This window comes from Kineosporia mesophila, from assembly GCF_021129235.1.
GTDB classification, from domain to species: Bacteria; Actinomycetota; Actinomycetes; order Actinomycetales; family Kineosporiaceae; genus Kineosporia; species Kineosporia mesophila.
In genome coordinates, this window is sequence record NZ_JAJOMA010000030.1 from 14,893 (window position 1) to 38,277 (window position 23,385).

A 23,385-nucleotide genomic window follows, 5' to 3' on the forward strand; every position below is an offset into this window, starting at 1 on the left:
CCGTCGTTGTCGGTCGCGATGTGGACCCGGCCGTCACCACCGACGGTCAGGCCTCGAGCTTCTCCTGCGTCCAGCCGTGGGTGGAGCGCGGGAACGGCAGTAGCCTTTCCGGCGATTCCGTCCTCCAGGTGAGCGCAGGTCAACGAGCAGGTCGGAGCAGGACCTCGAGAATCAGGTCCCGCACCGCCGTGGCCTCGAAGGATGTTGAGGCGACGGACGGGTCGGAGCACAGCAGCACCGGCCCGTCGTCGGGGTCGGACGGTGCCCGGCCGTGACTGCCCCGCACCGGTGCCGGATCGAGCGGCACCACCTTCATCGCGTACCGCAGGCCGGCAAACTTGCGGGCCAGGGTCAGCGCGGCCCGGGCCTTCACCAGGCGATCGTGCGGATCCAGGAACAGTTCGGCCGGGTCGTAACCGGGCTTGCGATGGATCTCGACGCCCCGGGCGAAGTCGGGAGCCCGCGCGTCGTCGAGCCAGTAGTAGTAGGTGAACCAGGAATCCTTCTGCGCCAAGGCAACCAGCTCACCGCTGCGCGGATGGTCCAGGTTGTGCTCCTTCTTCCCGTCCTCGCCCAGCACCTCCCCCACCCCCGGCAGAGCTTCGAGCAGCTCCCGCACCCGGGGCACGTCCCGCTCGTCCTGCACGTACACATGGGCCAGCTGGTGATCGGCCACGGCGAACGCCCGCGAGACCCACGGGTCCAGGTACTCCATCCCGGCCTGCGTGTAGACCTCCAGCAGACCCTCACGCCGCAGCAGGCGGTTGATGTTGACGGGCCGGTCCACCGCGGTGATGCCGTACTCCGAGAGCACCACCACCGTGTAACCGCTCTCCCGGGCGAAGTCGATCAGACCACCCGCCACCGCGTCGATCTCCTGCGCCGCCCGGATCGCCTCCGGGCCGTCCGGCCCGAACCGCTGCAGGTCGTAGTCCAGGTGCGGCAGGTAACACAGCGCCAGACCCGGTCTCCGGGTCCCGATCAGCCGGCGGGTCGCCTGGGCGATCCAGGTCGAGCTGATGATGGACGCGGTCGGGCCCCAGTAGGTGAACAACGGGAAGGGGCCGAGTTCACCCGTGAGCTCGTCGTGCAGCGCCGCCGGACGCGTGTAGCAGTCGGCGTCCTTCTTCCCGTCGGCGTAGTAGATCGGCCTCGGCGTGAGGGTCCAGTCGGTGGTCGCCCCCATCGCGTACCACCAGCACACATTGGCCGCAGTCAGACCCGGCTGGTGGATCCGCGCCGTCTCCCAGACCTTCTCGGCCTCGATCAGCCGATTGTGCTGACGCCACAGGTAGACCTCTCCCTGGTCGCGGAAATACCAGCCGTTGCCGACGATCCCGTGCTCGCTGGGCAACTTGCCGGTCAGGTAGGTGGCCTGGGCGCTGCACGTGAGGGCCGGCAGCACGGTACCGAGGGTCGCGCTGAACCCGGTCGAGGCCACCCGGGGCATGTGCCGCAGCAGCTTCGGCGTGAGCCCGACGATGTTCACAACCAGCACGGGCTTCACCGGATCGGCTCCAGACCTAGTTCAACGAGCTGTTGATGAGTCCAGTCAAGTTCTCCAGCAATGCCTTTGATTATTTCTTGAGTGCTTGAAGGACGCGTGTCACCCGGCAGTACGTCCCACGTGTAGGTCTCGACGTCCAGGTGGGTGGTGCGGGGATTCTCACCGCCGGCCAGGGCCTTCAGCGTCTGCTTCAGCTCGGGCTGCGTGGTGCGCCCGGTGTGGTTCAGCGGCAGGTGGAAATGCACCCGCCATTCCTGGTCCGGGTCGAACGACGTCAGCGTGTCCTCACCCAGGTCGTCCTCACCGGAACCGTCTTCCTGGCGAATCTGGTGCAGGAACCGCGGCTCGGCGAAATCGGACAGCCAGGAACGGTCGTCACCGGTGACCCGCAGCGCGTTGGACACCTGGGCCTTGTAGATGTTCCCCGCTGGGCCGAGACTCTCGAACTGGGTGGCAAGATGACAGGCGTCGGCGCACAGACCGATCCACTCCGGAACCCCGAGACGCCCGACCGCGGCGACCGCCTCGTCCATTGTTTCGACCACACAACCCGGCTCGGGCTCGACCGCCAGCCGCACCGGGCGGCCGTACTCTCCCGCCAGGGACTTCAGTTCGGCCGCGACGGCGAGCATCGCGGCGTCGGCGGGCGCCGTACCGTCGGGGAAACGGGTGCGCCAGCCGAAGGGAAGCGTGGAGATACTGCCCTCCCGGGCATCCTCGGGGAGGATCTGATGCAAGACCCGCGCCAGGTCGAGCGTGTAGTCGAGCCGTTCCTGCTCCAGCCAGTCCGGGCGGTAGACCGCCCCTTTCACCACCGCGGCCTGGAACGCCCGGTGCGGGAAGCCGTTCAGGGTGACGACCTCGAGACCTTCGGCCGTGAGCATCTTCCGCAGCCGGTCGAGGGCCTGGGCGTCGGTGGCCAGGTGCCGGGCGGCAGGCGCCGGCAACCACAGGCCGACCCCGAGCACCGGCCAGCCCAGGTGCCGGCGCACCGGCCCGGCGTAGGTGTGCAGCTGGGCCAGGATGCCTTCGAGATCCTCGGCCGGATGCATGTTGGTGCAGTACGACAGATGAATCACGCTGCCGTCACGATGCCGGAACCGCATCAGGCCCGTTCCCCTCGCTGGATCGAATTGCCCTGCGACAACGAGTCGTCCGTCTGCACCGTGAGTTCCAGGCGGTCGCTCTGGGCGTAGAACTCCACCGGGTTGTCCCAGACCAGGCGCTCCACCTCGGACTGCGCGAATCCGGCGGCCAGCAGGGCCTGCGCGGTCTTCGCGACCTTCAGCGGGTCGCTGCGGCCCCAGTCGGCGGCCGAGTTCACGATGATCCGCCGGGTGCCGAGGTCCTGGGCCAGCAGCACCATCCGGCGCTCGTCCATCTTGGTCAGGGGGTAGATCGAGAACCCGGCCCAGACTCCGGCATCCAGCACCACCTGAGCCGTCAGCTCGTTGTTGTGGTCGACCAGCACCCGTTCCGGCGCGATCCCCGACTCCTTCACCACGTCGAGGGTGCGGCGGGTTCCGGCCAGCTTGTCGCGGTGCGGGGTGTGCACGAGCACGGGCAGGTCGAACTCCACGGCCAGAGCGAGGTGCTGGGCCAGCAGCTCGTCCTCGGCCGGGGTGATCGAGTCGTAGCCGGTCTCGCCCACGCCGACCACGCCGTCCTTGGCCAGGTAGCGCGGCAGGATCTCCATCACCTCGGCCCGGAACGAGGGATCGTTGGCCTCTTTCGGGTTCAGGGCGATGGTGCAGTGGTGAGCGATGCCGAACTGGCCCGCACGGTAGCGTTCCCAGCCGATCAGCGCGTTGAAGTAGTCGACGAACGACCCCACGCCGGAACGCGGCTGGCCCGTCCAGAACGACGGTTCGACCAGGGCCGCCACCCCGGCCGCCGCCATCGCCTCGTAGTCGTCGGTGGTGCGCGAGGACATGTGGATGTGGGGCTCGAAGATCCTCATAACGGGGCTCCTCTCCGGTCCAGGGCCGCGGATGCGGCCCGACGGCGTTCCGGGTCGTCGGCCGTGAGCTGCTGCTCGATCCGGGCCAGCTCACCGGACGGCGGGAACCGGTCGATCACCGGCCAGACCTCCGGAGCGACCGACCGCCCCGCACAGACCCGCTCCAGCACGAAACCGGCCAGCATCTTCGAGGTCCGGGCAGTGGCCCGCCGGGTGAGGGCCGGCACCCGGTCGAGCGGGATCTCCATGAAGACACACTTCATGAGCACCTGGTCGACCTCCTCGTCAGTCAGCCGCTCCACCACGGCCGGGTTGGCCGACGCGGTGACCAGCCGGGGGTCGTTGCTGCGGAAGGCGTCCCGGGCCAGCTCCAGCAGCACGTCGTCCACCCCCAGCTGAGCGGCGGACAGGATGATCGCCCGGCGCTCGTGCACGTCGCCGTAGCGGTAGAGCGCGGGGATCTCGCTGCGGTCGGGAAGGGCACGGAGCAACCGGATGCGGACCGACTCGTGCTCGGCCCCGACCTTGCGGGCGGCCATCGGGAACCAGCGCCGGATCGTGGTCGGGTCGGCCCGCACCTGGACCAGCGCGCTACGAACCCAGATCTCGGCACTGCTCGTGATCGTCATGCGCGCTCCTGGGCACCACGAAGGAAATCGATGGATCCAGGCACCGTCTCGTGGGCCCGGTGCGAATGCCGCGACAACTCGACCGCCACCAGACCGTCGAAGCCCGCCAGAGCCTTCAGAACGGGCGGGAAGTCGACGTCACCCTCACCGAAGTTCAGGTGCTCGTGCACTCCGGTGCGCATGTCGTCGATCTGCACGTAGGTCAGGTCGTCCCGGACAGACGCGATCACCTGCGGGATCGAGTGCCTCTCGGTGACCAGGCAGTGCCCGATGTCGAGGGTGAGACCGAACAGATGGTGGTTCAGCTCGTCGTGCAGGGCCTGCCAGTCGTTCACGGACGCGATGAACATGCCCGGCTCCGGTTCGAAAGCCAGTTTCACCCCGAGTGGTTCGGCCGTGTGGAGCACGGACTCGCAGCCCTGCAACAGACGGCGCCAGGCGATTCCCTGCCCGACCTGGGGACGGCGGGCACCGCTCCAGAGCGACACCGCCTCGGCGCCGAGGTCGGCGGCCACCCGCACGGCGATGCGCAGAAACTCCACGCGCCGGTCGCGTCCGTCGTCGCTCAGCAGGGTGGGCTCGTGCTTGCGCCGCGGGTCCAGCACGAACCGGCCGCCGGTCTCGACCACCACGGCCAGCCCGAGATCCCGCAGCCGGTCGGCGATCACCGAGACCTTACGGGGAAGGTCGGGGCCGAGCGGGTCCAGATGGTGATGATCCAGCGTCAGCCCGACCCCGGCGTAGCCGTGGTCGGCGAGCATCCGCAGGGCATCGTCCAGCCGATGATCCGCGAGTCCGTTGGTGACGTAGGCGAAGCGCAGCCCGCTCACGGTGTTTCCTCCCTGTGCATCTCAGGTCACCCGCCGGCGGGTGGCGAGGTTTCGGGCGGCATACCAGAGGACGAGGAGCCCGGCACCCGTGCCGGGTTGCCCGTTGGTCGCGGTGAGAGTTCCCTGCAGAGGCAGCATCCCGAGCACTCCGGTCTTCACCACCTGTTGCAGACGGGAGGCCGAGGGGTCGCCGGCCGCTGCGAGGGAGGCTCGGATCGAGGGGAGGGTGTAGAGCGCGGCGGCTGTCGTCGCGACGGCCCAGGACGCGGGATCGACGGCGGCCTTCGGGGCGGACGACGCCGGGAACGCCTGTTTCGCGGTGGCCGGAGTCGGGGTGGCCGGAGTCGGGGTGGCCGGTCTCGGGGTGACCGGTCTCGGGGTGACCGGAGTCGGGGTGACCGGTCTCGGGGTGGCCGGTCTCGGGGTGACCGGTCTCGCGGTGGCCGGTCTCGGGGCGGCCGGTCTCGGGGTGGCTGTTGTGAGTGCGGTGACGGTGATGGCCGCCGTGGTCACCGCGGAGGTCAGGGCGACCTCCCGGTTTCCGCCGTCGACCTCATGACGACTCACCCGGGTGATCATGTAGGTGTGGGCCGCCACCAGGGCTGCCGGCAACGCTGCGGCGCGGAAAGTCCGGCTGCCGCGCTGCACATCGATGAACCGGCAGGCGGCCATCACCCAGGGCCCGGCCGCGGTGTCCTTGGCCGCGAAGTCGTAGGCCAGCACCGAGCCGGTGGTGGCGAGCGAGTACGCGACGCCGCGTCGTCCCGACCCCCACCCGGCGACCACCAGGTCCGCCGCCAGCAGACCGGCTCCCACCGCCAGGGCCCGCTCCGGCGTGATGCGGCCCGAGGGGATGGGGCGATCGGGTCTGTCCACGGCGTCCACTTGTCGATCCGCATAATCGTTCAGCGCCATACCCGCCATGTAGGCCAGGGCCGACGACACCGCCGCGGCCGCCGTGCCCCGCGCGCCGGTGTCGCCGCCGGCCGCCGCCCCGAGCAACGCATCACCGGGCGCGCTCAGCACCGCCGGCAACCGCACCAGGTCGGCGTAGACGTTCACGCGCCGTCCCTCACGCCGCCGTCCCTCACGCCGCCGTCCCTCACGCCGCCGTCCCTCACGCCGCCGTCACCCACGCCGCCATCCCTCACGCCGCCGTCACCCACGCCGCCATCCCTCACGCTGCCACCCCTCACGCCGCCGTCTCGGAACTCACCGGCCCACGCCACCAGTCGACGGAACTGGTGATCGAGGCGGTGTTCGTCCGAGCCGAGAGGATCCTTGAAGAAGAACGCGAGGGCATCGAGCGCACCGACCTGACCGGCGAGGCGGGCCCGGGCCGTGAAGCGGGCCAGGTCGATCACCAGCGGGGCGGCCAGGGCGGAGTCACAGCCCTGCCAGGTGATCTGCATCGTCATCGGCGTGCCCAGGAATCCGGCGAAACGTACGTGGTTCCAGGCGGTCTTCCACTCGCCCAGGTCCTCGACGTAGTCGATGTGGACGGGTGCGGCGACGTCCGGGCTGAAGATCTCCCGCACCGAGCGGGCCTTCGAGGCGAGCTTCGCCGCGGCGCGGTCGGAATCGGCCAGCGCCCGGCCGTCACCACCGCCCAGCAGGTTCAGCCCCGCCCACGAGGTCACCTTCAGGTTCCGGCTGCCGAACATCGAGGCCAGAGCGGTTTTCACCAGAGTCTCGCCGGTCTTGCCGTCCCGCCCGGCGTAGACCGTGCCCCGCTCCACCGCCAGCTCGTGCAGGGCCGGGATCGCGGCACCCATCGACGGGGTGAAATCGATGAACGGAAGGCCCGCGTCGAGAGCCGCGTAGGCGTACAGAGCACTGGCGGGCACAGGATTCTCACCGGCATCGAGTGCCTGGTTCAGCGCCGCCAGATCCTCGTGCACCGGTAGCACCGGCGAAAGCGGCTCGGTGGAAGCGATGTTCACCACCACTACGGTTTCCAGGTCGTGCTGGTCCCCGAATGCCAGCAGATCGCGCTGGATCTGCTCGATCGCGTCGCGCCCACCGCCCCGCACCCCGGGGCACACCCGGGCGTCCACCGCCTCGAGCGCGGGGCGGGCCAAGGGCAGGGCGTGGGCGGGCAGCACGCCGGCCTGGACGAGCTCCTCGGCGCGACCCTTCATCGAGACCTCGGCCAGGTCGTGCCCGCCGATCACCAGATTGCCCGGCGGAACCAGCCGGAGGCCGGCGAATTCGTCCAGCTCGCTGACCATTCCGGTAGTGGCGCGATCACCCGCACCGGCCGCCAGCAGGGCCAGGCCCGCGGTCACCGTGGTTCCGATGGACCCTCTGGCCCCGATCAGCCACAACCCGACAGTCACGGTCGCACCTCCGGCACGCGCACCGGGTCGCCACTGACGCCGATGTCGGTCAAAAGGTAACAAGCTGGGCGTTGGCTGACAACACTTCGTGTCACATATTCGCAGCAGCGGGTAATTCTTTGTTCAGCGGGAGATCAAAGACGGCTAGCTCCCGGGACGAAGTAGCAGGAACGGACGCAGGGAGTCCGGGTCAGCCAGGGCGTCGCGGCTGACGGCGCGGTCCACCGGCACGCCGGCCAGGATCTTTTTGACCGGAACCTCGCACTTCTTGCCGTTCAGGGTGCGGGGCACGACCGGGATGCGGATGAAGCGGTCCGGAACGTGCCGCGGCGACAACTGTGCCCGCAAGGCCTTGCGCAGCGGCTCTTCCACGTCGTCGATGGCCGCGCCGGCGGCCATCACCAGGAAGCAGAGCAGTTCGCCCTGTGTGGTGTCGATGACGAGGGAGTCGCTGACCTCGTCGAACGCCTCCACCACGGAGTAGAACTCGGCCGTGCCCATCCGCACACCCCCGCGGTTCAGCGTGGAGTCGCTGCGGCCGTGGATGACGAACGAGCCGCGGGCGGTCGCGCGCACCCAGTCACCGTGCCGCCACAGGCCCGGGTAGGTCTCGAAGTAGGCCTCGCGCAGACGGGTTCCGTCCGGGTCGTTCCAGAACGACACCGGCATCGAGGGCATCGGCCGGGTGATGACCAGCTCCCCGACCTCGTCCACGACGTCTTCGCCCTTCTCGTCGAAGGCGTGCACGTCGGCCCCCAGCGAGGCACAGGACAGCTCCCCCAGCCAGATCGGCACCGTGGGGGCGCTGGTCAGGAAGGCCGTGCAGACGTCCGTGCCACCGGAGACCGAGCAGATGCGCACCTGCCGGCCGACGGCCGAGCCGATCCAGCGGAAACTCTCGGGCGAGAGCGGTGATCCGGTCGAGCCGATGGATTCCATGGCACTGAGGTCGTACCGCTCACGCGGCACGATGCCCGACCGGGCGGCGGACTGGATAAACGGGGCCGAGACCCCGAAGAGCTTCACCCGGTGGCGCGACGCCAGCTCCCACAGCCGGAACGGGCCGGGATAGGCCGGGCTGCCGTCGTAGAGCAGGATCGTGCAGCCCGCGAGCAGCCCGCCGATCAGGAAGTTCCACATCATCCAGCCGGTGGTGGTGAACCAGAAGAACACTTCCCCCGGGCGCAGATCATGCTGTAGTCGAAGGGATTTCAGCTGCTCCAGCAGAATTCCGCCGTGCCCCTGCACGATGCCCTTGGGCAGGCCGGTGGTGCCGGACGAGTAGAGCACCCACAGCGGGTGGTCGAACGGCACCGGCTCGAAGGCGAGCTCCCCCGGTTGCGAGGTGAACTCGTCCCACGTCACCTCACCGGCCGCGCGCACCGGCTCGAGACCCAGGTCGAGATAGGGAAGAATCACCGTGAGGTTCAGCGAGGGCATGCTCTCGCGCAGCGTGGTCACGGTGTCGCGGATGCTGTAACCCTTGCCGTTGTAGACATAACCGTCCACGGCCAGCATCACCCGGGGCTCGATCTGGGCGAACCGGTCGGTGACGGCCCGGGCCCCGAAGTCCGGCGAGCAGCTCGACCAGATCGCCCCGAGCGAGGCCGAGGCCAGGAAAAGCACCAGCGCGCCGATACCGTTCGGCACCAGCGCCACCACCCGGTCGCCCTTGCCGACGCCGGCCGCGACCAGACCGACCCGCGCCCGGCCGACGAGATCCCGTAGCCGGGCGTGGGTCAGGGTGTGCTCCACCCCGTCTTCCCGCACGAAAATCAAGGCCGTGTCGCCGTCCTCGCGCCCAGGACCGGGTGTGAGGGCATGCTCGGCGTAGTTCAGGGTCGCCCCGGGAAACCATTGGGCCCCGGGCATCGTGGCGTCGCCGAGAACCTGTTCGGGCTGAACACCGAAGCGCACGCCGAGATATTCGGCGGCCGCCGACCAGAAGTCCTCGAGATGCTCGACGGACCAGCGATGTAACGCGCTGTAATCCAGCTCGGCGAGCCGCACCTGACGGTGAGTGGCCAGCCACCGCGTGAAATCGGCGATCTGAGTGCGCCGGGCCGTATCCGCGTCCGGGCGCCACAATTGCGCAGCCGAACTGCTGTCCGAGTGCAACGTCATCGTTCAAGCTCCCTCGCTCAGATGCATCCAACTCTATGCGGCTCTAGACTCCTGGCGATATGGCAGAACATTCGCAGAACGGGTGGACCGTCCTGTCGAGCAACCGGCTGACCTGGTTCTCCGCAGCCGGGGGCCGGTTTGCTGCGGCCAATTCCGATGTCGCCTTCCTGGCGAAATACCTGATCGAGCGTTTCGACAAGGAAGTCGAGACGATCAAGGGCAAGGTGCTCGACGACTGGTCGTGGGCGCCGCGGAACGTGCGCGGGTCGACGTCCGTCATCAGCAACCACGCAAGCGCCACCGCCTGGGACCTCAACGCCACCCAGCATCCCCTGGGCGTGCGAGGCACCTTCACCACGAGCGAGATCGCCAAGGTCCACAAGATCCTCGCGTCGATCACCGACGGCAGCGGACACAAGATCTTCCGCTGGGGTCATGACTACATCGGCCGGATCGACGCGATGCATTTCGAGATCAACGCGTCGGTGGCACAGGTCAAGAAGGCACGGGCGGTGCTGAAGAAGAGACTGGAGGACGAGGAAGACATGAAGTGGACCGACCAGGTCAAGCTCACGTCCACAGACGCCAAGATCTGGGGCAAGCCCTACAAGAGCGGTGAGAAGGTCACGTTCGGCCTGATGGTCCGTTACCCCACCCTGGCGCGGAAGACCCAGGCCGACCTCAAGGCGTTCGCCACGGCCTCGGCCAAGCGCGACGCCGCGATGAAGGCCCAGCTGGACACCCTGATCGCAGCCGTCACGGCTCTGGCCGCGGGCTCCGCGACCGACGTGCGGCAGGCCTTCGCCGAGGGCACCAGCAAGCTGCAGGCCGAGGTGGCGAAGATCGACGCCGACGCCGACATCCTGGACGGCACCGAGGTCACGGACGCGGAGATCGACGCCGACGTGGCCGCGGCCATCGCGGAGGCGCAGGCACAGGAGGAAGCCGACCGGATCGAGGAGCCGGTGACCTCGAACGCCTGAGGTGCGCACTTCGCGTCCTCTGGCCGCCGTGATCATGCAATCCCCCAGCCTCCGGCCGGGAGGTGCCCCCACTCCCAGGGGAGGGGTTTGCATGATCACGGAAAAGCTTTCCCTGATCACGACGAGTGGTGTGCCCTCAGCGACGGGTCACCCCCTGCGTGGGATAGAACTGATCCCCATGAAGACACGGCTGACGGGCACCCCTGAACCGTGCTGACGGTGCACCGCAGCGCGCACGGCACCGACCTGGCGCACGCACTGGCCGGGGTACTGGCCGAGCCCCTGCCCGACGCCTTCGCGGTGGAGATGATCGCGGTTCCCGCCAAGGGCGTGGAACGGTGGCTCACCCAGCGCCTGGCCCACGTCCTGGGCACGGGCGCCGCCCCCGCACCCGGAACTCAAACTGCACCCGACGGAGTGTGCGCGAACGTCGAGTTCCCATCATCCGCTGATGTCGTCGAACGGGCCGTGCAGGACGCCTCCCCGGAGATCTCCGCGTCGGTGCGGGCCTGGACCCCCGACCGGGCCCGATGGTCACTGGTCGAAGTCATCGACGTGTCGCTGGGTGAGTCCTGGTGCGCCGCCCTGGCCCGGTATCTGCGCGGCGGGGCCGACACCGGCCGCCGTCTGGCCGTCGCGACCCGGCTGGCCCGGCTGTTCGATGAGTACGGCCAGGCCCGCCCGGCCATGATCAGCGCCTGGGCCCAGGGCCACGACGAGTTCGGCGACGGCCGCCGCCTGCACGACGACCTGATCTGGCAGGCGGAACTCTGGCGGCACCAGCGGGATCTGATCGGCCGCCCGGCGCCCGCGGAACTGCTGGAGGAGGCCTGCGCGAAGCTGCGGGAGAACCCGGCGCTCAGCTCGCTGCCCGGGCGGATCTCAATTTTCGGCGCCAGTCGCCTCTCCCCGGCCCGGGTGCAGGTGCTCGCCGCGCTGGCCGAGCACCGCGAGGTGCACCTGTGGCTGAACCATCCCTCGCCCCCTCTCTGGGAGGCGACGGCGGGCACCGCCCCGGCGATCCGGCGGGCCGACGACGACAGCCGCAGCCGGGTGCGAAACCCGCTGCTGGCGTCCATGAGCCGGGATCTTCTGGAACTTCAGCAGACCCTGCGGCGCTACGCCCCGCAGGCCCGCGACGTCGAGCACCCCTCTCCGGAGCGGCCTTCGACGCTGCTCGGGAACCTGCAACGCGATCTGTCCCGGGGTGAGACGAAAGACGTTGCCGATCGCCCGGTTCTGCATCCCACCGACACCAGCGTACAGGTGCACGCCTGTTACGGCCGGGTGCGCCAGGTCGAGGTGCTGCGCGAGACGATCGTCGGCCTGCTCGCCGACGACCCCACGCTGGAACCCCGTGACATTCTCGTGATGTGCCCCGACGTGGAGACTTTCGCGCCGCTGGTCGCCTCCGCCTTCGCGATCGGCGATCAGCCCGGCAGCGCGCAGGGCCACCCGGCCCAGCGCCTGCGGGTCCGCGTCGCCGACCGGTCGCCGCGCCAGACCAACGGCCTGTTCGACGTGCTCGGCCTGCTGCTCGAACTGGGCACCGCCCGCATCACCGCCCCGCAGGTGCTCGACCTGGCCGGGCGCGAGGCCGTGCGCAAGCGGTTCGGTTTCGACGACGACGATCTCGCCCGCCTGCGGGACTGGCTGGTGGGCGCCGGAATTCGCTGGGGTCTGGACGAGGGGCACCGGCAGGCCTGGCACCTCTCGTCGATCGGTCAGGGCACCTGGCGAGCCGGTCTGGACCGGCTCCTGCTCGGCGTCGCGGTGGAGGGCGACACCGAGCATCTCGGCGGTGTGGTCGGTATGGACGACGTGGACAGTGCCGACATCGACCTGGCCGGGCGGCTGGCCGAGCTGGTCGACCGGCTGGCCACGGCGCAGGAACTGATGTCGGGCCGGCATCCGGTGGCGCAGTGGCTGACCGGGCTGGAGGCCGCTGTGCTGGGGCTGGCCGGCACCGACCGCAACACCGCCTGGGAGGTCAACCAGCTGCGCTCGGAGCTGTGGGACGTGGCCGAGGCCGCGGCGAACAGCCCGGCCCCGTGCAGCCTGGCCGACCTGCGCACCGTGCTGTCCGACCTGCTCGCGGGCCGGCCGACCCGGTCGTCGTTCCGCACCGGCACACTGACCGTGTGCACGCTGGTGCCGATGCGCTCGGTGCCGCACCGGGTGGTCTGCCTGCTCGGCCTGGACGACGGCAGCTTCCCGCGCCGGGCCGACCCGGACGGCGACGACGTGCTCGCGCGCGACCCCTGGGTCGGGGAACGCGATCCCCGCAGCGAAGACCGGCAGCTCTTCCTCGACGCCGTCTGCGCGGCCCAGGAGAAGCTGGTCATCACTTACTCGGGGGCCGACGACCGCACCGGCGCGCCGATCCCGCCGGCCGTGCCGCTGGGCGAACTGCTCGACGCCGTGGACCGTACCGCCTGGATCGACGACGAGCGGGTGCGTGACCGCATCACGGTGAGGCATCCGCTCCAGCCGTTCGACCCCCGCAACTTCACCCCGGGCGTGCTGGGCCGGTCCGGCCCGTTCAGCTTCGATCAGCCGGCCCTGGACGGCGCCCGGGCCCTGACCCGCCCGAAGAACCCCGAAAAGCCTTTTCTGGAAGGCATTCTTCCGGCCCCCGTCCGGACCGCCGACATCGAGCTGGCCGACCTGCACCGTCTGCTCCAGCACCCGGCCCGCGGATTCCTGCGGCAGCGGCTCCAGGTCGGCGCGGCCCTGGCCGAGGACGAGCCGGACGACAGCCTGCCCGTCGAGCTGGACAGCCTGCAGAAGTGGGCGGTCGGCGAACGGCTTCTGCGGCAGCGACTCTCCGGCCTCTCACCGGCCGACTGCATCACCGTCGAGCTGCGGCGCGGGCTGCTACCGCCCGGTGAACTGGGCCGCACCCTGCTGGCCCAGGTCGGGCGCCAGGTGGAGCAGGTGCTCACGGCGAGCACCGTCGAGCGCGACACCGCGGCCGACTCCCGCGACGTCGACGTGACGCTGCCCGACGGTTCCCGGGTGACCGGCACGGTCGGCGGGGTGCGGGGGAAGACCGCGCTCGGGATGACCTTCTCGCGGCTCGGCCCGCGACACCGGCTGACCGCCTGGATCGACCTGCTCGCGCTCACCGCGACCGACCCGGGCGGTGGCTGGTCGGCGGTCGCCGTCGGGCGCGGTCGGGGCGGGGCCGCCCGCAGCGTCTTCGACCCGCTCGACCCCGACCTGGCCACCGGCGCCCTGACCGAGATCGTCGGCCTGTACCGGTCCGGCCTGCGCTCCCCCCTGCCGTTGCCGCTCAAGACCGGCGCGGCCTACGCCGCCCGGCGCTTTCGCGGCTCCCGGGTGGCGGCGGCCCGGGTCGAGGCGGAGAAGTCATGGGTGGACGACACCTTCCCCGGTGAGCAGTCCGATGCCGAGCACGCCCTGATCCTGGGCGACAAAGCCCGCCTGGAAACTCTTCTCACCCAGTCACCGGCACCGGACGAACAGGGTGAGGGCTGGGTGGCGGACGAGACCGACCGGTTCGGCCGGCTCAGCCGGCGCCTGTGGGACCGGCTGCTGGCGGCCGAACGCCTGGAGGGCAGATGACGACGACGGGCCAGCAGACCCTGCGCCGGCAGATCCCGTTCGACCTGAACGGCGAACTGCCGCGCGACACCACCACCATGCTCGAGGCCAGCGCGGGCACCGGCAAGACGTTCACCATCGCCGCCCTGGTGACCCGCTACCTCGCCGAGGGCCTGGCCGAGAACATGAGCGACCTGCTCGTGGTCAGCTTCAGCCGGGAGTCCACCCGCGAGCTGCGCGAGCGGGTGCGGGAGCGGCTGGTCAGCGCCCGCGACGGTCTGGCCCTGGCCGACCCGGCGATGATCGATCCCGGCGACCACGTGCTCGTGCACCTGGCCGACACCGACGAGCCCCGCCGCAAGCGCCGGCTGGAGCGACTCGATCGGGCCCTGGCCAGTTTCGACGCGGCCACCGTCACCACCATCCACGGCTTCTGCCAGCAGGTGCTCACCACCCTGGGCACCAGCGGCGACCACGACCCGCAGACCGTGCTGATGGAAGACGTGGCCGACCTGGTGAGGGAAGTGGCCGACGACCTGTACCTGCGCAAGTGGGGCTCCCCCGGAGCGCCCGCTCCCGACCTGGGCCGGGCCGAGTTCCACCAGCTGGCCCTGGACGCGGTCGCCGAGATGGCCGAGCTGGTGCCGGACCCGTCGATCGGCGGCATCCCCGGGCTGCGGGCCCGGATCGCCGGGGCGGTGCGCGGCGAGGTGGACCGGCGCAAGCGGCGCCTGGGCGTCTTCGGTTTCGACGACATCCTGACCCGGCTCTCCGCCACCCTGAGCGATCCCCAGGTCGGCCCGGCCGCCTGCGAAAGACTGCGTGCCCGCTACCGGTTCGTTCTGGTGGACGAGTTCCAGGACACCGACCCGGTGCAGTGGGACATCATCCGCCGGCCGTTCCACGGGCACTCCACGCTGATCCTCATCGGCGACCCGAAGCAGGCCATCTACGGGTTCCGCGGCGCCGACGTGCACGCCTACCTGAACGCCTTCGAGACCGCCGAGACCGTGCGCACCCTGCCCACGAGCTACCGCAGCGACGCGGGTCTGCTGCGCGGGCTGGACGCCGTGTTCCGTGGCTCCGCCCTGGGCGACGAGCGCATCCGGGTGACGCCGGTGGATGCCTTCCACACCGGCCGCCTGGTGCACGTCGACGGTGGTGACGCGGCAGTGCGGCTGCGGATCCTCTCCCGCGACGACCTGCCGCAGACCGACGGCGGACTGGCGAAGTCGCCACAGGCCCGGCTGGCGGTGCAGCACGACCTGGTGACCGAGGTGGTGCGCCTGCTGGACGGCGCCGGGCGGGTGCAGCCCCGCGACTCCTCGCCCGCGCGGGAACTTCGCCCCGGTGACATCGCCGTGCTGGTGCGCACGAACAACCAGGCCCAGATGGTGAACGCGGCCCTGGCCGAGGCCGGTGTACCGGTCGTGGTGACCGGCCGCACCAGTGTGTTCAGCACCCCGGCCGCGGCCCAGTGGCGACTGCTGCTGGAGGCGATGGAGCAACCCCACCGCACCACCCGCGTCCGCCGGCTGGCTCTGGGCTGTTTCTTCGGGGCCACCGCCCGCGACCTGGACGAGCGCGGCGAGGAGATCGACGAGGAACTCGCGCTGAACCTACGGGAGTGGGGCCGGGCCCTGACCGAGTTCGGCGTGGGCGCCCTGTTCGAGACCGTGGCCCGCAGTACCCACCTACAGCCCCGAATTCTCGGAATGCCCGGTGGGGAAAGGCTTCTGACCGACCTGCGGCACGTGACGCAGACCCTTCAGGAAGCCTCGGACACCGGCCAGCTGGGCCTGACCGGGCTGCTCGTCTGGCTGCGGCACCGTCAGGACGAGGCCGCCACCAGCGAGGGTGCCCTGGAACGCAGCCGCCGCCTGGAGTCCGACGCGGCCGCCGTGCAGGTGATGACCGTGCACACCAGCAAGGGCCTGGAGTTCCCGGTGGTGATGGTGCCGTTCGCCTGGAACCAGTGGGCGCCGAAGGAACGGGACATCTCCACGGTCACGTTCCACGACGGTGACCGGCGGCTGCGGGACGTGGGCGGTCCGGGTTCGCAGGCCTGGGCCGATCACCTGGCGGCCAGCCTGCAGGAAGACGCCGACGACGAATTGCGGCTCACCTACGTGGCTCTCACCCGTTCCCAGTCCCACCTGGTGATCTGGTGGGCGCCCACGTTCAACACCACAATGGCTCCGTTGCAGCGGATTCTTCTCAACCCCGATCCGGAACGCCCCGCGCCGCGCCGGATCCCGGTGCCCTCCGACACCGCGGCCCTGGCCGCGTTCGAACGCCTGGCCGCCGGCAGCGACGGTGGACTGACCGTGGAACTGGTGCGGCCGCGTCCTTCATCACCCTGGCAGTCACCGCCGGCGCGACCCGCGGCGCTGAGCGTGGCCGTTCTCGACCGGGAACTCGACCTGGACTGGCGCCGCACCAGTTACAGCGCCCTGACGGCGGCCGCGCACGACCTGCCCGGCGCACCCCTGAGCGAGCCGGAGGTGCAGCTCAAGGACGACGAGGGCTCCCCGGACGCACCGGCTCCGGCCACGGGCACCGGCGACCTCGAGCTGCAAGACGTCCCGTCGGTCTGGAACGACCTCCCGGCCGGCCCCCGCTTCGGCACCCTGGTGCACGAGGTGCTCGAACTGGCGGCCGAGGCGGGCAACGAGGAGGAGCTCCGGGTCACCGTGGCCGCCCGGGTGGCGCGCTCCGGGCCCGCCGTCGACGTGGAGACCCTGGTGCGGGCGCTGATCCCGGCCGTGTCCACGCCGCTGGGCCTGAGCAGCCTGACTCTGCGCGACATCTCGGCCCGTGACCGGCTCTCGGAGATGAACTTCGAGCTGCCCCTGGCCGGGGGCGACGATCCGGTGGCGCGCGACGTGCTGCTGTCCGACCTCGTGCCGCTGTGGCGCCGGCACTGCCCGGCTCCCGATCTGCTGCACGAATACGCCGACGCACTGGCCGATCTCGAGTCGGTCCCGCTGCGCGGGTACCTCAACGGCAGCATTGACGCCGTGCTGAGGATTCCCGGTCCGCGGTACGTAGTGGTCGACTACAAGACCAACCGCCTGGGGACGCCCGACGCGCCGGTCAGCGCGTGGGACTACCGGCCGGAAGCGATGACCGAGGCGATGATCGCGGCCCACTACCCGTTGCAGGCCCTGCTCTACGGCGTGGCCCTGCACCGGTACCTGCGCTGGCGCCAGCCCGGCTACGACCCGGACAGGCATCTGGGCGGCGTGCGATACCTGTTCCTGCGCGGCATGTCCGGGCCCGGTGTGCTCTGCGCGGACGGCACCGCCCCGGGCGTCTTCACCTGGAACCCGCCGAGCTCGCTGATCACGGCGACCTCCGATCTCCTGGCCGGTCTGGCATGACGGTCCGAGAACTCGACGAACCCGGCGACCCGCACCGCATCGCCGCCTCCGCCACCGGCCTGCTCGGCGAGTTCAACCGGGGCGGCATCCTGACCGCCGCCGACGTGCACGTGGCCCGGCGACTCGGGGCGCTCGGCCGTGAGGACGACGAAAGCGTGCTGCTGGCAGTCGCTCTCACCGTGCGATCGGTGCGGCACGGCTCGGTGGTGCTCGACCTGGCCACGGCCGCGCAGACCATCAGCCCCGACGACGAGGAAGAGGACGAAGACCCGGCCGAACCCGTGGCCGCGTTGCCCTGGCCGGACCTGAGCGCCTGGGTGACGCAGTGCGCGGCCAGCCCTCTCACCACCGGCCCGGTCCGGATGACCGGCAGCCGGCTGTGGCTTTCCCGGTACTGGGAGCAGGAACAGGCCGTGGCCGCCGAACTGCTGCTGCGCGCCGCCGACCGGCCCACCGACCTCGACGAGGGTGTCCTGGCCAAGGGCCTGCACCGGCTCTTCAGCGAGAAGCAGTACGCCGACCAGCAACTCGCCGCCGCCGTCTGCGCCCTGGCCCGGGTGGGCGTGCTCGCGGGCGGTCCGGGCACCGGTAAGACCACCACGGTCTCGCGCCTGCTGGCCCTGCTGCGCGAACAGCACCCGGAGTACCGCATCGCCCTGGCCGCCCCCACCGGCAAGGCCGCGGCCCGGCTGCACGAGGCGGTGCGCTCGTCCGCGACCGACCTGCCCGCCGCCGATCAGGCCCGGCTGGGGTCTGATCTCACCGCCACCACGCTGCACCGGCTGCTCGGCTGGCGCCCCGACGCGCGCAGCCGGTTCCGCCACGACCGTAACAACCGGCTGCCCTTCGAGGTGGTCATCGTGGACGAGAGCTCGATGGTCTCGCTCACCCTGATGGCCCGGCTGCTGGAGGCCCTGCGACCGGCGACCCGCCTGATCCTGATCGGTGACCCCGACCAGCTGGCCTCGGTCGAGGCCGGGGCCGTGCTCGGCGACCTGGTCGACCGCTCCAGCCTGGGCCACCGCACCGCCGACTTCACCGCCGCCCTGCAACGGGTGCTGCCCGGCAGCACCGTGCCCGGCGTGGAGCCCAGCCCCGACACCCCCACCGCCCGGTTCCGCAACGGGGTGAGCACGCTGCTGGCCACCCGCCGGTTCGCGGCCGGGGGCGACATTGCCGCCCTGGCCGCCGCTATTCGTGACGGTGAGGCCGACCGGGCCGTCGAGGTGCTGCGTTCCTCCTGCGACGCCGTCGAGTTCATCGAGCTGGCCGACGACGAGCGGGCCGGTCCCGAGCAGCTGGAACCGGTGCGGGCCGAGGTCCGGGCCGGCGCCGCCCAGGTGATGGCCGCGGCCGTGTCCGGGGACCGGGTCGCCGCCCTGGCCGGGCTGGAACAGCACCGCCTGCTCTGCACCCACCGCCGCGGCCCGCGCGGCGTGCAGCTGTGGAGCGACCTGGCCGCCGGGTGGATCTTCGAGGACCATCCGGTGGTGCCCCGCAGCGACGGCCGCTACCCCGGGGAACCGCTGCTCATCACCACGAACGACTACGAGAGTGGGCTCTACAACGGCGATACCGGCGTGGTGGTGGCAACGCCGGACGACACCCTGCTGGCCGTCTTCGGCCGGGGCGGAGACCCGATCCCCGTGCCCCTGGCCCGGCTCGGCGCCGTGCGCCCGCTCTACGCCATGACCGTTCACCGCAGCCAGGGCAGCCAGTTCGACCGGGTCAGCGTGCTGATGCCGGCCGCCGGGTCGTCGTTGTGCACGCGGGAGACGTTGTACACCGCGGTGACCCGGGCCCGTCAGCACGTTCGGGTGATGGGGTCCGAAGAGGCGCTGCGCACAGCCATTGCGCGCCCGGCCGCCCGGGCGACGGGCCTGCGCGAACGACTGAACGGATGACCTGCGCAAACGACCTAAATGCCATTAGCACGTGTCAGCATTTTTGCCCATAGGTGCAGCGCGAGATGTCAGACACATGTTGATCAACTTCCGCTAGCCATATTGCCCGTTTACTGTGAAGTACGTGTAAACAGCACCGGGAAATTCGGGAGCTCGCCATGAACAATGACGTTGTGCGAACCGCCGCGGCAGGTCCCCTCGACGGGGCAATTCCTCTGTCCACCAACAGCTCTGAGGTCGGCACGATGATGTCGTGCGACACCTGCGACCTGACCGGCGGACCCTTCCCGGCAGCCGAGGCTGCGCATCTGCGAGCCATCCACGACCGCCTCTTCCACGGCATCCTCTTCGCCGCCTGAACCCCCCTTCCATTCCTCCGTGATCATGCAGAACCTCCCCGGCGTTCTAGAACTGTCCGCGACAGAGTTCTAGAAGACTGGGGAGGTTCTGCATGATCACGAACGGGGTGTTGTTCCCCGGCCACGGCACCTAGGGTCGTTCTGACAACGTTGAGCAGCAGTGAGCAACGTCGGGCGACTCAGTGCGGAGGCCGGGATGCGGGTCGGTGTGGTCGGGTGCGGGCTGATGGGTGCGGGGATCGCCGAGGTCTGTGCGCGAGCCGGGCAGGACGTCGTCGTGGTCGAGTCGGGCCGGGAACGGGTCGAGGCCGGGCGGGCGCGGATCAGCCACTCGCTGGAGCGGGCACAGAGCAAGGGCAAGATCGAGTCGGCCGCTCAGGTGCTCGAGAACATCAGTGTCGAGGACGATCTCGCGGCCCTGGCCGACCGGGAACTGGTCATCGAGGCGGTGGTCGAGCACGAGCAGACCAAGCTCGAGCTGTTCGCCCAGCTCGACCAGATCGTGAAGGCGACTGACGCGATCCTGGCGAGCAACACGTCCTCCATCCCGATCATGAAGATCGCCACGGCCACCGGCCGGGCCTCGCACGTGCTGGGCATCCACTTCTTCAACCCGGTGCCGGTGCTCTCCCTGGTCGAGATTGTGCCCAGCCTGCTGACGTCGGACGAGACCACGCGCCGCGCGGAGAACTTCGCCCAGGAGGTGCTCGGCAAGCACGCCATCCGCAGCCCGGACCGGGCCGGCTTCGTGGTCAACGCGCTGCTGGTGCCCTTCATCCTCTCGGCGATCCGGATGCTGGAGTCGGGCTTCGCCACCGCCGAGGACATCGACGAGGGCCTGGTGCGGGGCGCCGCCCACCCGCAGGGTCCGCTGCGCCTGGCCGACCTGATCGGCCTGGACACCACCGCCGCGATCGCCCGGTCGCTCTACGACGAGTTCAAGGAACCCCTCTTCGCCCCGCCGCCCCTGCTGAGCCGAATGGTCGAGGCCGGTCTGCTGGGCCGCAAGTCCGGCCGGGGGTTCTACGCCTACTGATGACTGTTTGTTGTCTGGGAATCTCCTGGGCCGGGTCGCGCTCGACCGGGCGCTCGGGAGACCATGTAAAGGTGACGCGCACAGACTGCACCGAACCGGCCGCCCCTCGTGAAGAGGCCGGCGCATGAGCCTGAGCGGTCCGACCAGCGGCCCGGTCGAAGGCGGCCGCGCCCTGTTCAAAGGCCGGATCCTGGGCTTCCCGGTGCATCTGGACTGGTCGTTCATCATCATCATGGCCGTGCTGGGCTACATGTCCACGCCCAGCTCGATGGTGGGCCTGGCCGTCTGGATCCTGATCACGCCGGTGATGGTGCTGGCCCACGAGCTGGGCCACGCCGTGGTCGCGCGCACCACCGGCGCCCAGCCGGAGATCGCGCTGGCCGGCTTCGGCGGGGTCACGAGCTTCACTCCGCCCGGTGAGATCTCCCGGGCCCGCTCGATCGCGATCTCCCTGGCCGGCCCGGCGGTCGGCCTCGCCATCGGCTTCACCCTGATGTTCCTCGAGGCCACCGTGTGGACCGAGATCACCAGCGAGTGGGGCTGGTACGCACTGCGTTTCGGCATCTTCACATCGCTCGGCTGGAGCGTGCTGAACCTGCTGCCGATCCTGCCGCTCGACGGCGGCCAGGCGATGCGGGAGTTCCTGCCCGGCGACCCGATCACCCGGCTGCGCCGCGCGGCCATGGTCTCGATCGTCGTCTCCGTGCTCGCCGCCCTCGCGGCCTACCAGTTCCTGAGCGGCCAGATCTTCCTGGTGATCTTCCTGCTCTTCTTCGCGGTCAACAACTTCCTGACCGTGCGCGACCTGAGCCAGAACCGCTCGGTCAGCTCCGACGGCCAGCCCGGGCCCCAGCCGGGTCAGAGCCCGGAGACGATGATCGTCGACATGCTCTGGCGCAACCAGGCCGAGCGCGCCCGCCAGGTGATGCACAGCCTGCCAGAGGGAGTGCCGATCGACCTGGCGCTGCACGGAGCGGTGCTGAGCCTGACCGGTGACGCGCCGCAGGGGCACGCGCTGCTGGAGCAGGAAACACAGCGCCGTCCGGGAGACCCGAACATCGCCGCCATCCTGGCCCTCACCCAGGCTCTGGAGCACGACTGGGACGCCCTGATCCACACCATGCAGGGCCCCCTCGGACCCCTGATCCCGCCGCCGGTGCTCGATCGCGCAGTGGTCGAGGCCCGGGCCACGGGCCGCGACGACGTGGCGGGCCGGCTGACCTTCCTGCGAACCCCCACTCCCTGAACCCCCGACTGAGGACGCCCACCAGCCTCTGGTGGGCGTCCTCACCTGTTCGTGATCATGCAAATCCCCCAGCCTTCGGCCGGGAGGTGCCCCCACTCCCCGGAGTTCTAGAACGCTGGGGAGGTTTTGCATGATCACGGAGGAAGGGGCGGCGGCTAGCTCAGGATCGGTATCAGGCCGATTGCGAAGACCAGGTAGAACACCCCCGCGACGGCCAGCCTCGCGGGGGTCAGACGGTGGGCGGCCATGGTCGCGAGCAGGTAGACGATGGCGATCATGGTGACGATGCCCGACCAGGTCAGGGCGCCGTCGAAGTGCCAATCGGTGAAGAGCAGGCCGAGGCCGCTGGGCACGGTCGCCTGGATCATCATGGCGCCGGAGATGTTGGCCAGGGCCAGCCGCACCTTGCCCTGACGGACCCAGATGATGGCGTTCATGATCTCGGGCAGCTCGGTGGCGATCGGGGAGAGCAGCAGGGCGGTGACCGTGCCGGAGAGGCCGATCATCGGGCCGATCGCGTCGAGCTGGTGCACGAAGAGCTGCGAGGCGATGAAGATGACCACCAGCGTGGCCGCGGTCTGCGCGAGAACCGCCCAGGTGGCCGGGGAATCGGCGTTCGGCTGAAGTTTGAGGGGTTCCAGTTCGTCGTCCTCGTCACCGCCGTCGTGGCCGCCCTGGCTGCTCATCTCCTTCCCGAAGTAGAGCAGGTAGACCGCGAAGAACAGCAGCCCCAGAACGGGTTTGAAGGTGAAGGCGACCAGGCCGAGCGCGACCTTGAACACGAAGACGGCGAGGAACCACTTCTGGTCGCGGGCCAGGCGGGCAGTGTCTTGCGGGGTGCCGAGGGCCGAGGGGCCGGTCAGATCCTCAGATGCTCCACCGTCGCCCGCGGTGACCAGCTCACGCGTCAGAATCCGCTTGCGGTACAGCAACATTGCGCCGGTGACGCCGTACGCGACGGTGGCCAGGGCGAGCGGGCCGCCCATCGCGGCGCCGACGCCGATGTCCTTGGCGTCTTCGGTGGCGCCCGTGGTGACGGCCACCAGGGTGACGACAGACTCCGGCAGGGCGGTTCCGAACGCGGCGAGAATACTGCCGACAGCCATCTTTCCGACGTTGAGCCGTTGGCCGAGCCATTCGACGGCGTTGACGAACCACTCACACGAGAGGTAGATCGCCACCGCACAGACGATGAGCAACACGAAGTGCCACACGATGTTTTCCCCAGCCTGGTCCGCGTCGTCGACGGGATCTGAGGCTTTCGGGGAAGCTTCGATCCCGAAAACGGACGCACGAATGCGTTCCTGTTTCGGGACCGAAGGTCTCGTCCACCTGCACCAGGCAGGTCTCACGACCGGAGAGCCAGGCTCTCAGTATGTCGACCGTGAGTTCGCGGACTACTCCCCTCCGGAACACCAAGAGCGTGACACACGCCCAGAGGCCCACGCAATCGCCGGAGCACCCATGTGGCCCAGGCAACACCGCTATGGACGGCATTGTGGGTATTCGCTGCACTCT

Annotated in this window: 16 protein-coding genes; 7 read left to right on the top strand and 9 right to left on the bottom strand. The window is 70.0% G+C overall.

From position 1 onward, the window contains the following. Positions 1 to 139 precede the first annotated feature (139 nt). The 8 genes from LR393_RS30230 to LR393_RS30265 form a co-directional block, all read right to left on the bottom strand. The gene (locus LR393_RS30230; RefSeq protein WP_345718833.1) at positions 140 to 1,507 is read right to left on the bottom strand and encodes a nucleotide pyrophosphatase/phosphodiesterase family protein; all 1,368 of its coding nucleotides are present in this window, start codon (positions 1,505 to 1,507) and stop codon (positions 140 to 142) included. Further along, the gene (gene eboE, locus LR393_RS30235; protein WP_231488505.1) at positions 1,504 to 2,613 is read right to left on the bottom strand and encodes a metabolite traffic protein EboE; all 1,110 of its coding nucleotides are present in this window, start codon (positions 2,611 to 2,613) and stop codon (positions 1,504 to 1,506) included. The genes LR393_RS30230 and eboE overlap by 4 nt, the downstream gene beginning before the upstream one ends. After that, on the bottom strand, positions 2,613 to 3,467 hold the full coding sequence (locus LR393_RS30240) for a TatD family hydrolase (RefSeq protein ID WP_231488507.1): 855 nt from the start codon (positions 3,465 to 3,467) through the stop codon (positions 2,613 to 2,615). Before LR393_RS30240 ends, eboE begins: the two co-directional genes overlap by 1 nt. Beyond that, a complete protein-coding gene (locus tag LR393_RS30245; protein WP_231488508.1) occupies positions 3,464 to 4,096 on the bottom strand; it encodes an EboA domain-containing protein in 633 nt (210 codons plus the stop codon). Before LR393_RS30245 ends, LR393_RS30240 begins: the two co-directional genes overlap by 4 nt. Further along, positions 4,093 to 4,926 carry a sugar phosphate isomerase/epimerase family protein gene (locus tag LR393_RS30250; RefSeq protein WP_231488510.1) on the bottom strand — a complete coding sequence of 278 codons (834 nt, stop codon included), beginning with the start codon at positions 4,924 to 4,926 and terminating at the stop codon, positions 4,093 to 4,095. The genes LR393_RS30245 and LR393_RS30250 overlap by 4 nt, the downstream gene beginning before the upstream one ends. Positions 4,927 to 4,947: 21 nt before the next feature. After that, complete coding sequence (locus LR393_RS30255; protein WP_231488512.1) at positions 4,948 to 5,988, bottom strand: SCO3242 family prenyltransferase; 1,041 nt, start codon at positions 5,986 to 5,988, stop codon at positions 4,948 to 4,950. Next, the gene (locus LR393_RS30260; RefSeq protein WP_231488514.1) at positions 5,985 to 7,265 is read right to left on the bottom strand and encodes an inositol-3-phosphate synthase; all 1,281 of its coding nucleotides are present in this window, start codon (positions 7,263 to 7,265) and stop codon (positions 5,985 to 5,987) included. The genes LR393_RS30255 and LR393_RS30260 overlap by 4 nt, the downstream gene beginning before the upstream one ends. Positions 7,266 to 7,409: 144 nt before the next feature. Beyond that, a complete protein-coding gene (locus LR393_RS30265) occupies positions 7,410 to 9,389 on the bottom strand; it encodes an acetoacetate--CoA ligase (RefSeq protein WP_231488516.1) in 1,980 nt (659 codons plus the stop codon). 59 nt (positions 9,390 to 9,448) lie between these two features. Here LR393_RS30265 and LR393_RS30270 point away from each other — a divergent pair, with 59 nt between their 5' ends. From LR393_RS30270 to LR393_RS30300, 7 genes are all read left to right on the top strand, one after another. Then, positions 9,449 to 10,372 carry a M15 family metallopeptidase gene (locus tag LR393_RS30270; RefSeq protein WP_231488517.1) on the top strand — a complete coding sequence of 308 codons (924 nt, stop codon included), beginning with the start codon at positions 9,449 to 9,451 and terminating at the stop codon, positions 10,370 to 10,372. Between the two features lie 210 nt (positions 10,373 to 10,582). Then, positions 10,583 to 13,960: an exodeoxyribonuclease V subunit gamma gene (gene recC, locus LR393_RS30275; protein ID WP_231488519.1), complete on the top strand. Its 3,378-nt coding sequence runs from the start codon at positions 10,583 to 10,585 to the stop codon at positions 13,958 to 13,960. After that, the gene (locus LR393_RS30280) at positions 13,957 to 17,322 is read left to right on the top strand and encodes a UvrD-helicase domain-containing protein (RefSeq protein WP_231488521.1); all 3,366 of its coding nucleotides are present in this window, start codon (positions 13,957 to 13,959) and stop codon (positions 17,320 to 17,322) included. Before recC ends, LR393_RS30280 begins: the two co-directional genes overlap by 4 nt. Beyond that, entirely contained in the window at positions 17,319 to 19,226 is a 1,908-nt protein-coding gene (gene recD / locus LR393_RS30285) for an exodeoxyribonuclease V subunit alpha (RefSeq protein ID WP_231488522.1), read from the top strand. Before LR393_RS30280 ends, recD begins: the two co-directional genes overlap by 4 nt. Before the next feature lie 158 nt (positions 19,227 to 19,384). Next, positions 19,385 to 19,585 carry a hypothetical protein gene (locus LR393_RS30290; RefSeq protein ID WP_231488524.1) on the top strand — a complete coding sequence of 67 codons (201 nt, stop codon included), beginning with the start codon at positions 19,385 to 19,387 and terminating at the stop codon, positions 19,583 to 19,585. Between the two features lie 196 nt (positions 19,586 to 19,781). After that, positions 19,782 to 20,621, top strand: coding sequence for a 3-hydroxybutyryl-CoA dehydrogenase (locus LR393_RS30295; protein ID WP_231488593.1), 840 nt, complete (start codon positions 19,782 to 19,784; stop codon positions 20,619 to 20,621). A gap of 124 nt (positions 20,622 to 20,745) precedes the next feature. After that, entirely contained in the window at positions 20,746 to 21,867 is a 1,122-nt protein-coding gene (locus LR393_RS30300) for a zinc metalloprotease (protein WP_231488526.1), read from the top strand. Between the two features lie 155 nt (positions 21,868 to 22,022). Here the strand turns inward: LR393_RS30300 and LR393_RS30305 are convergent, their stop codons facing one another. Then, entirely contained in the window at positions 22,023 to 23,081 is a 1,059-nt protein-coding gene (locus LR393_RS30305) for a sodium:calcium antiporter (protein WP_231488528.1), read from the bottom strand. Between the last annotated feature and the right edge of the window lie 304 nt (positions 23,082 to 23,385).

Excerpts from the sequence above, each read along its gene's own strand:
- LR393_RS30240 (WP_231488507.1), bottom strand. The coding sequence starts at position 3,467 with ATGAGGATCTTCGAGCCCCACATCCACATGTCCTCGCGCACCACCGAC.
- recD (WP_231488522.1), top strand. The coding sequence starts at position 17,319 with ATGACGGTCCGAGAACTCGACGAACCCGGCGACCCGCACCGCATCGCC.
- LR393_RS30300 (WP_231488526.1), top strand. The coding sequence starts at position 20,746 with ATGAGCCTGAGCGGTCCGACCAGCGGCCCGGTCGAAGGCGGCCGCGCC.
- LR393_RS30290 (WP_231488524.1), top strand. The coding sequence starts at position 19,385 with ATGAACAATGACGTTGTGCGAACCGCCGCGGCAGGTCCCCTCGACGGG.
- LR393_RS30245 (WP_231488508.1), bottom strand. The coding sequence starts at position 4,096 with ATGACGATCACGAGCAGTGCCGAGATCTGGGTTCGTAGCGCGCTGGTC.
- LR393_RS30280 (WP_231488521.1), top strand. The coding sequence starts at position 13,957 with ATGACGACGACGGGCCAGCAGACCCTGCGCCGGCAGATCCCGTTCGAC.
- LR393_RS30270 (WP_231488517.1), top strand. The coding sequence starts at position 9,449 with ATGGCAGAACATTCGCAGAACGGGTGGACCGTCCTGTCGAGCAACCGG.
- LR393_RS30265 (WP_231488516.1), bottom strand. The coding sequence starts at position 9,389 with ATGACGTTGCACTCGGACAGCAGTTCGGCTGCGCAATTGTGGCGCCCG.
- LR393_RS30295 (WP_231488593.1), top strand. The coding sequence starts at position 19,782 with ATGCGGGTCGGTGTGGTCGGGTGCGGGCTGATGGGTGCGGGGATCGCC.
- eboE (WP_231488505.1), bottom strand. The coding sequence starts at position 2,613 with ATGCGGTTCCGGCATCGTGACGGCAGCGTGATTCATCTGTCGTACTGC.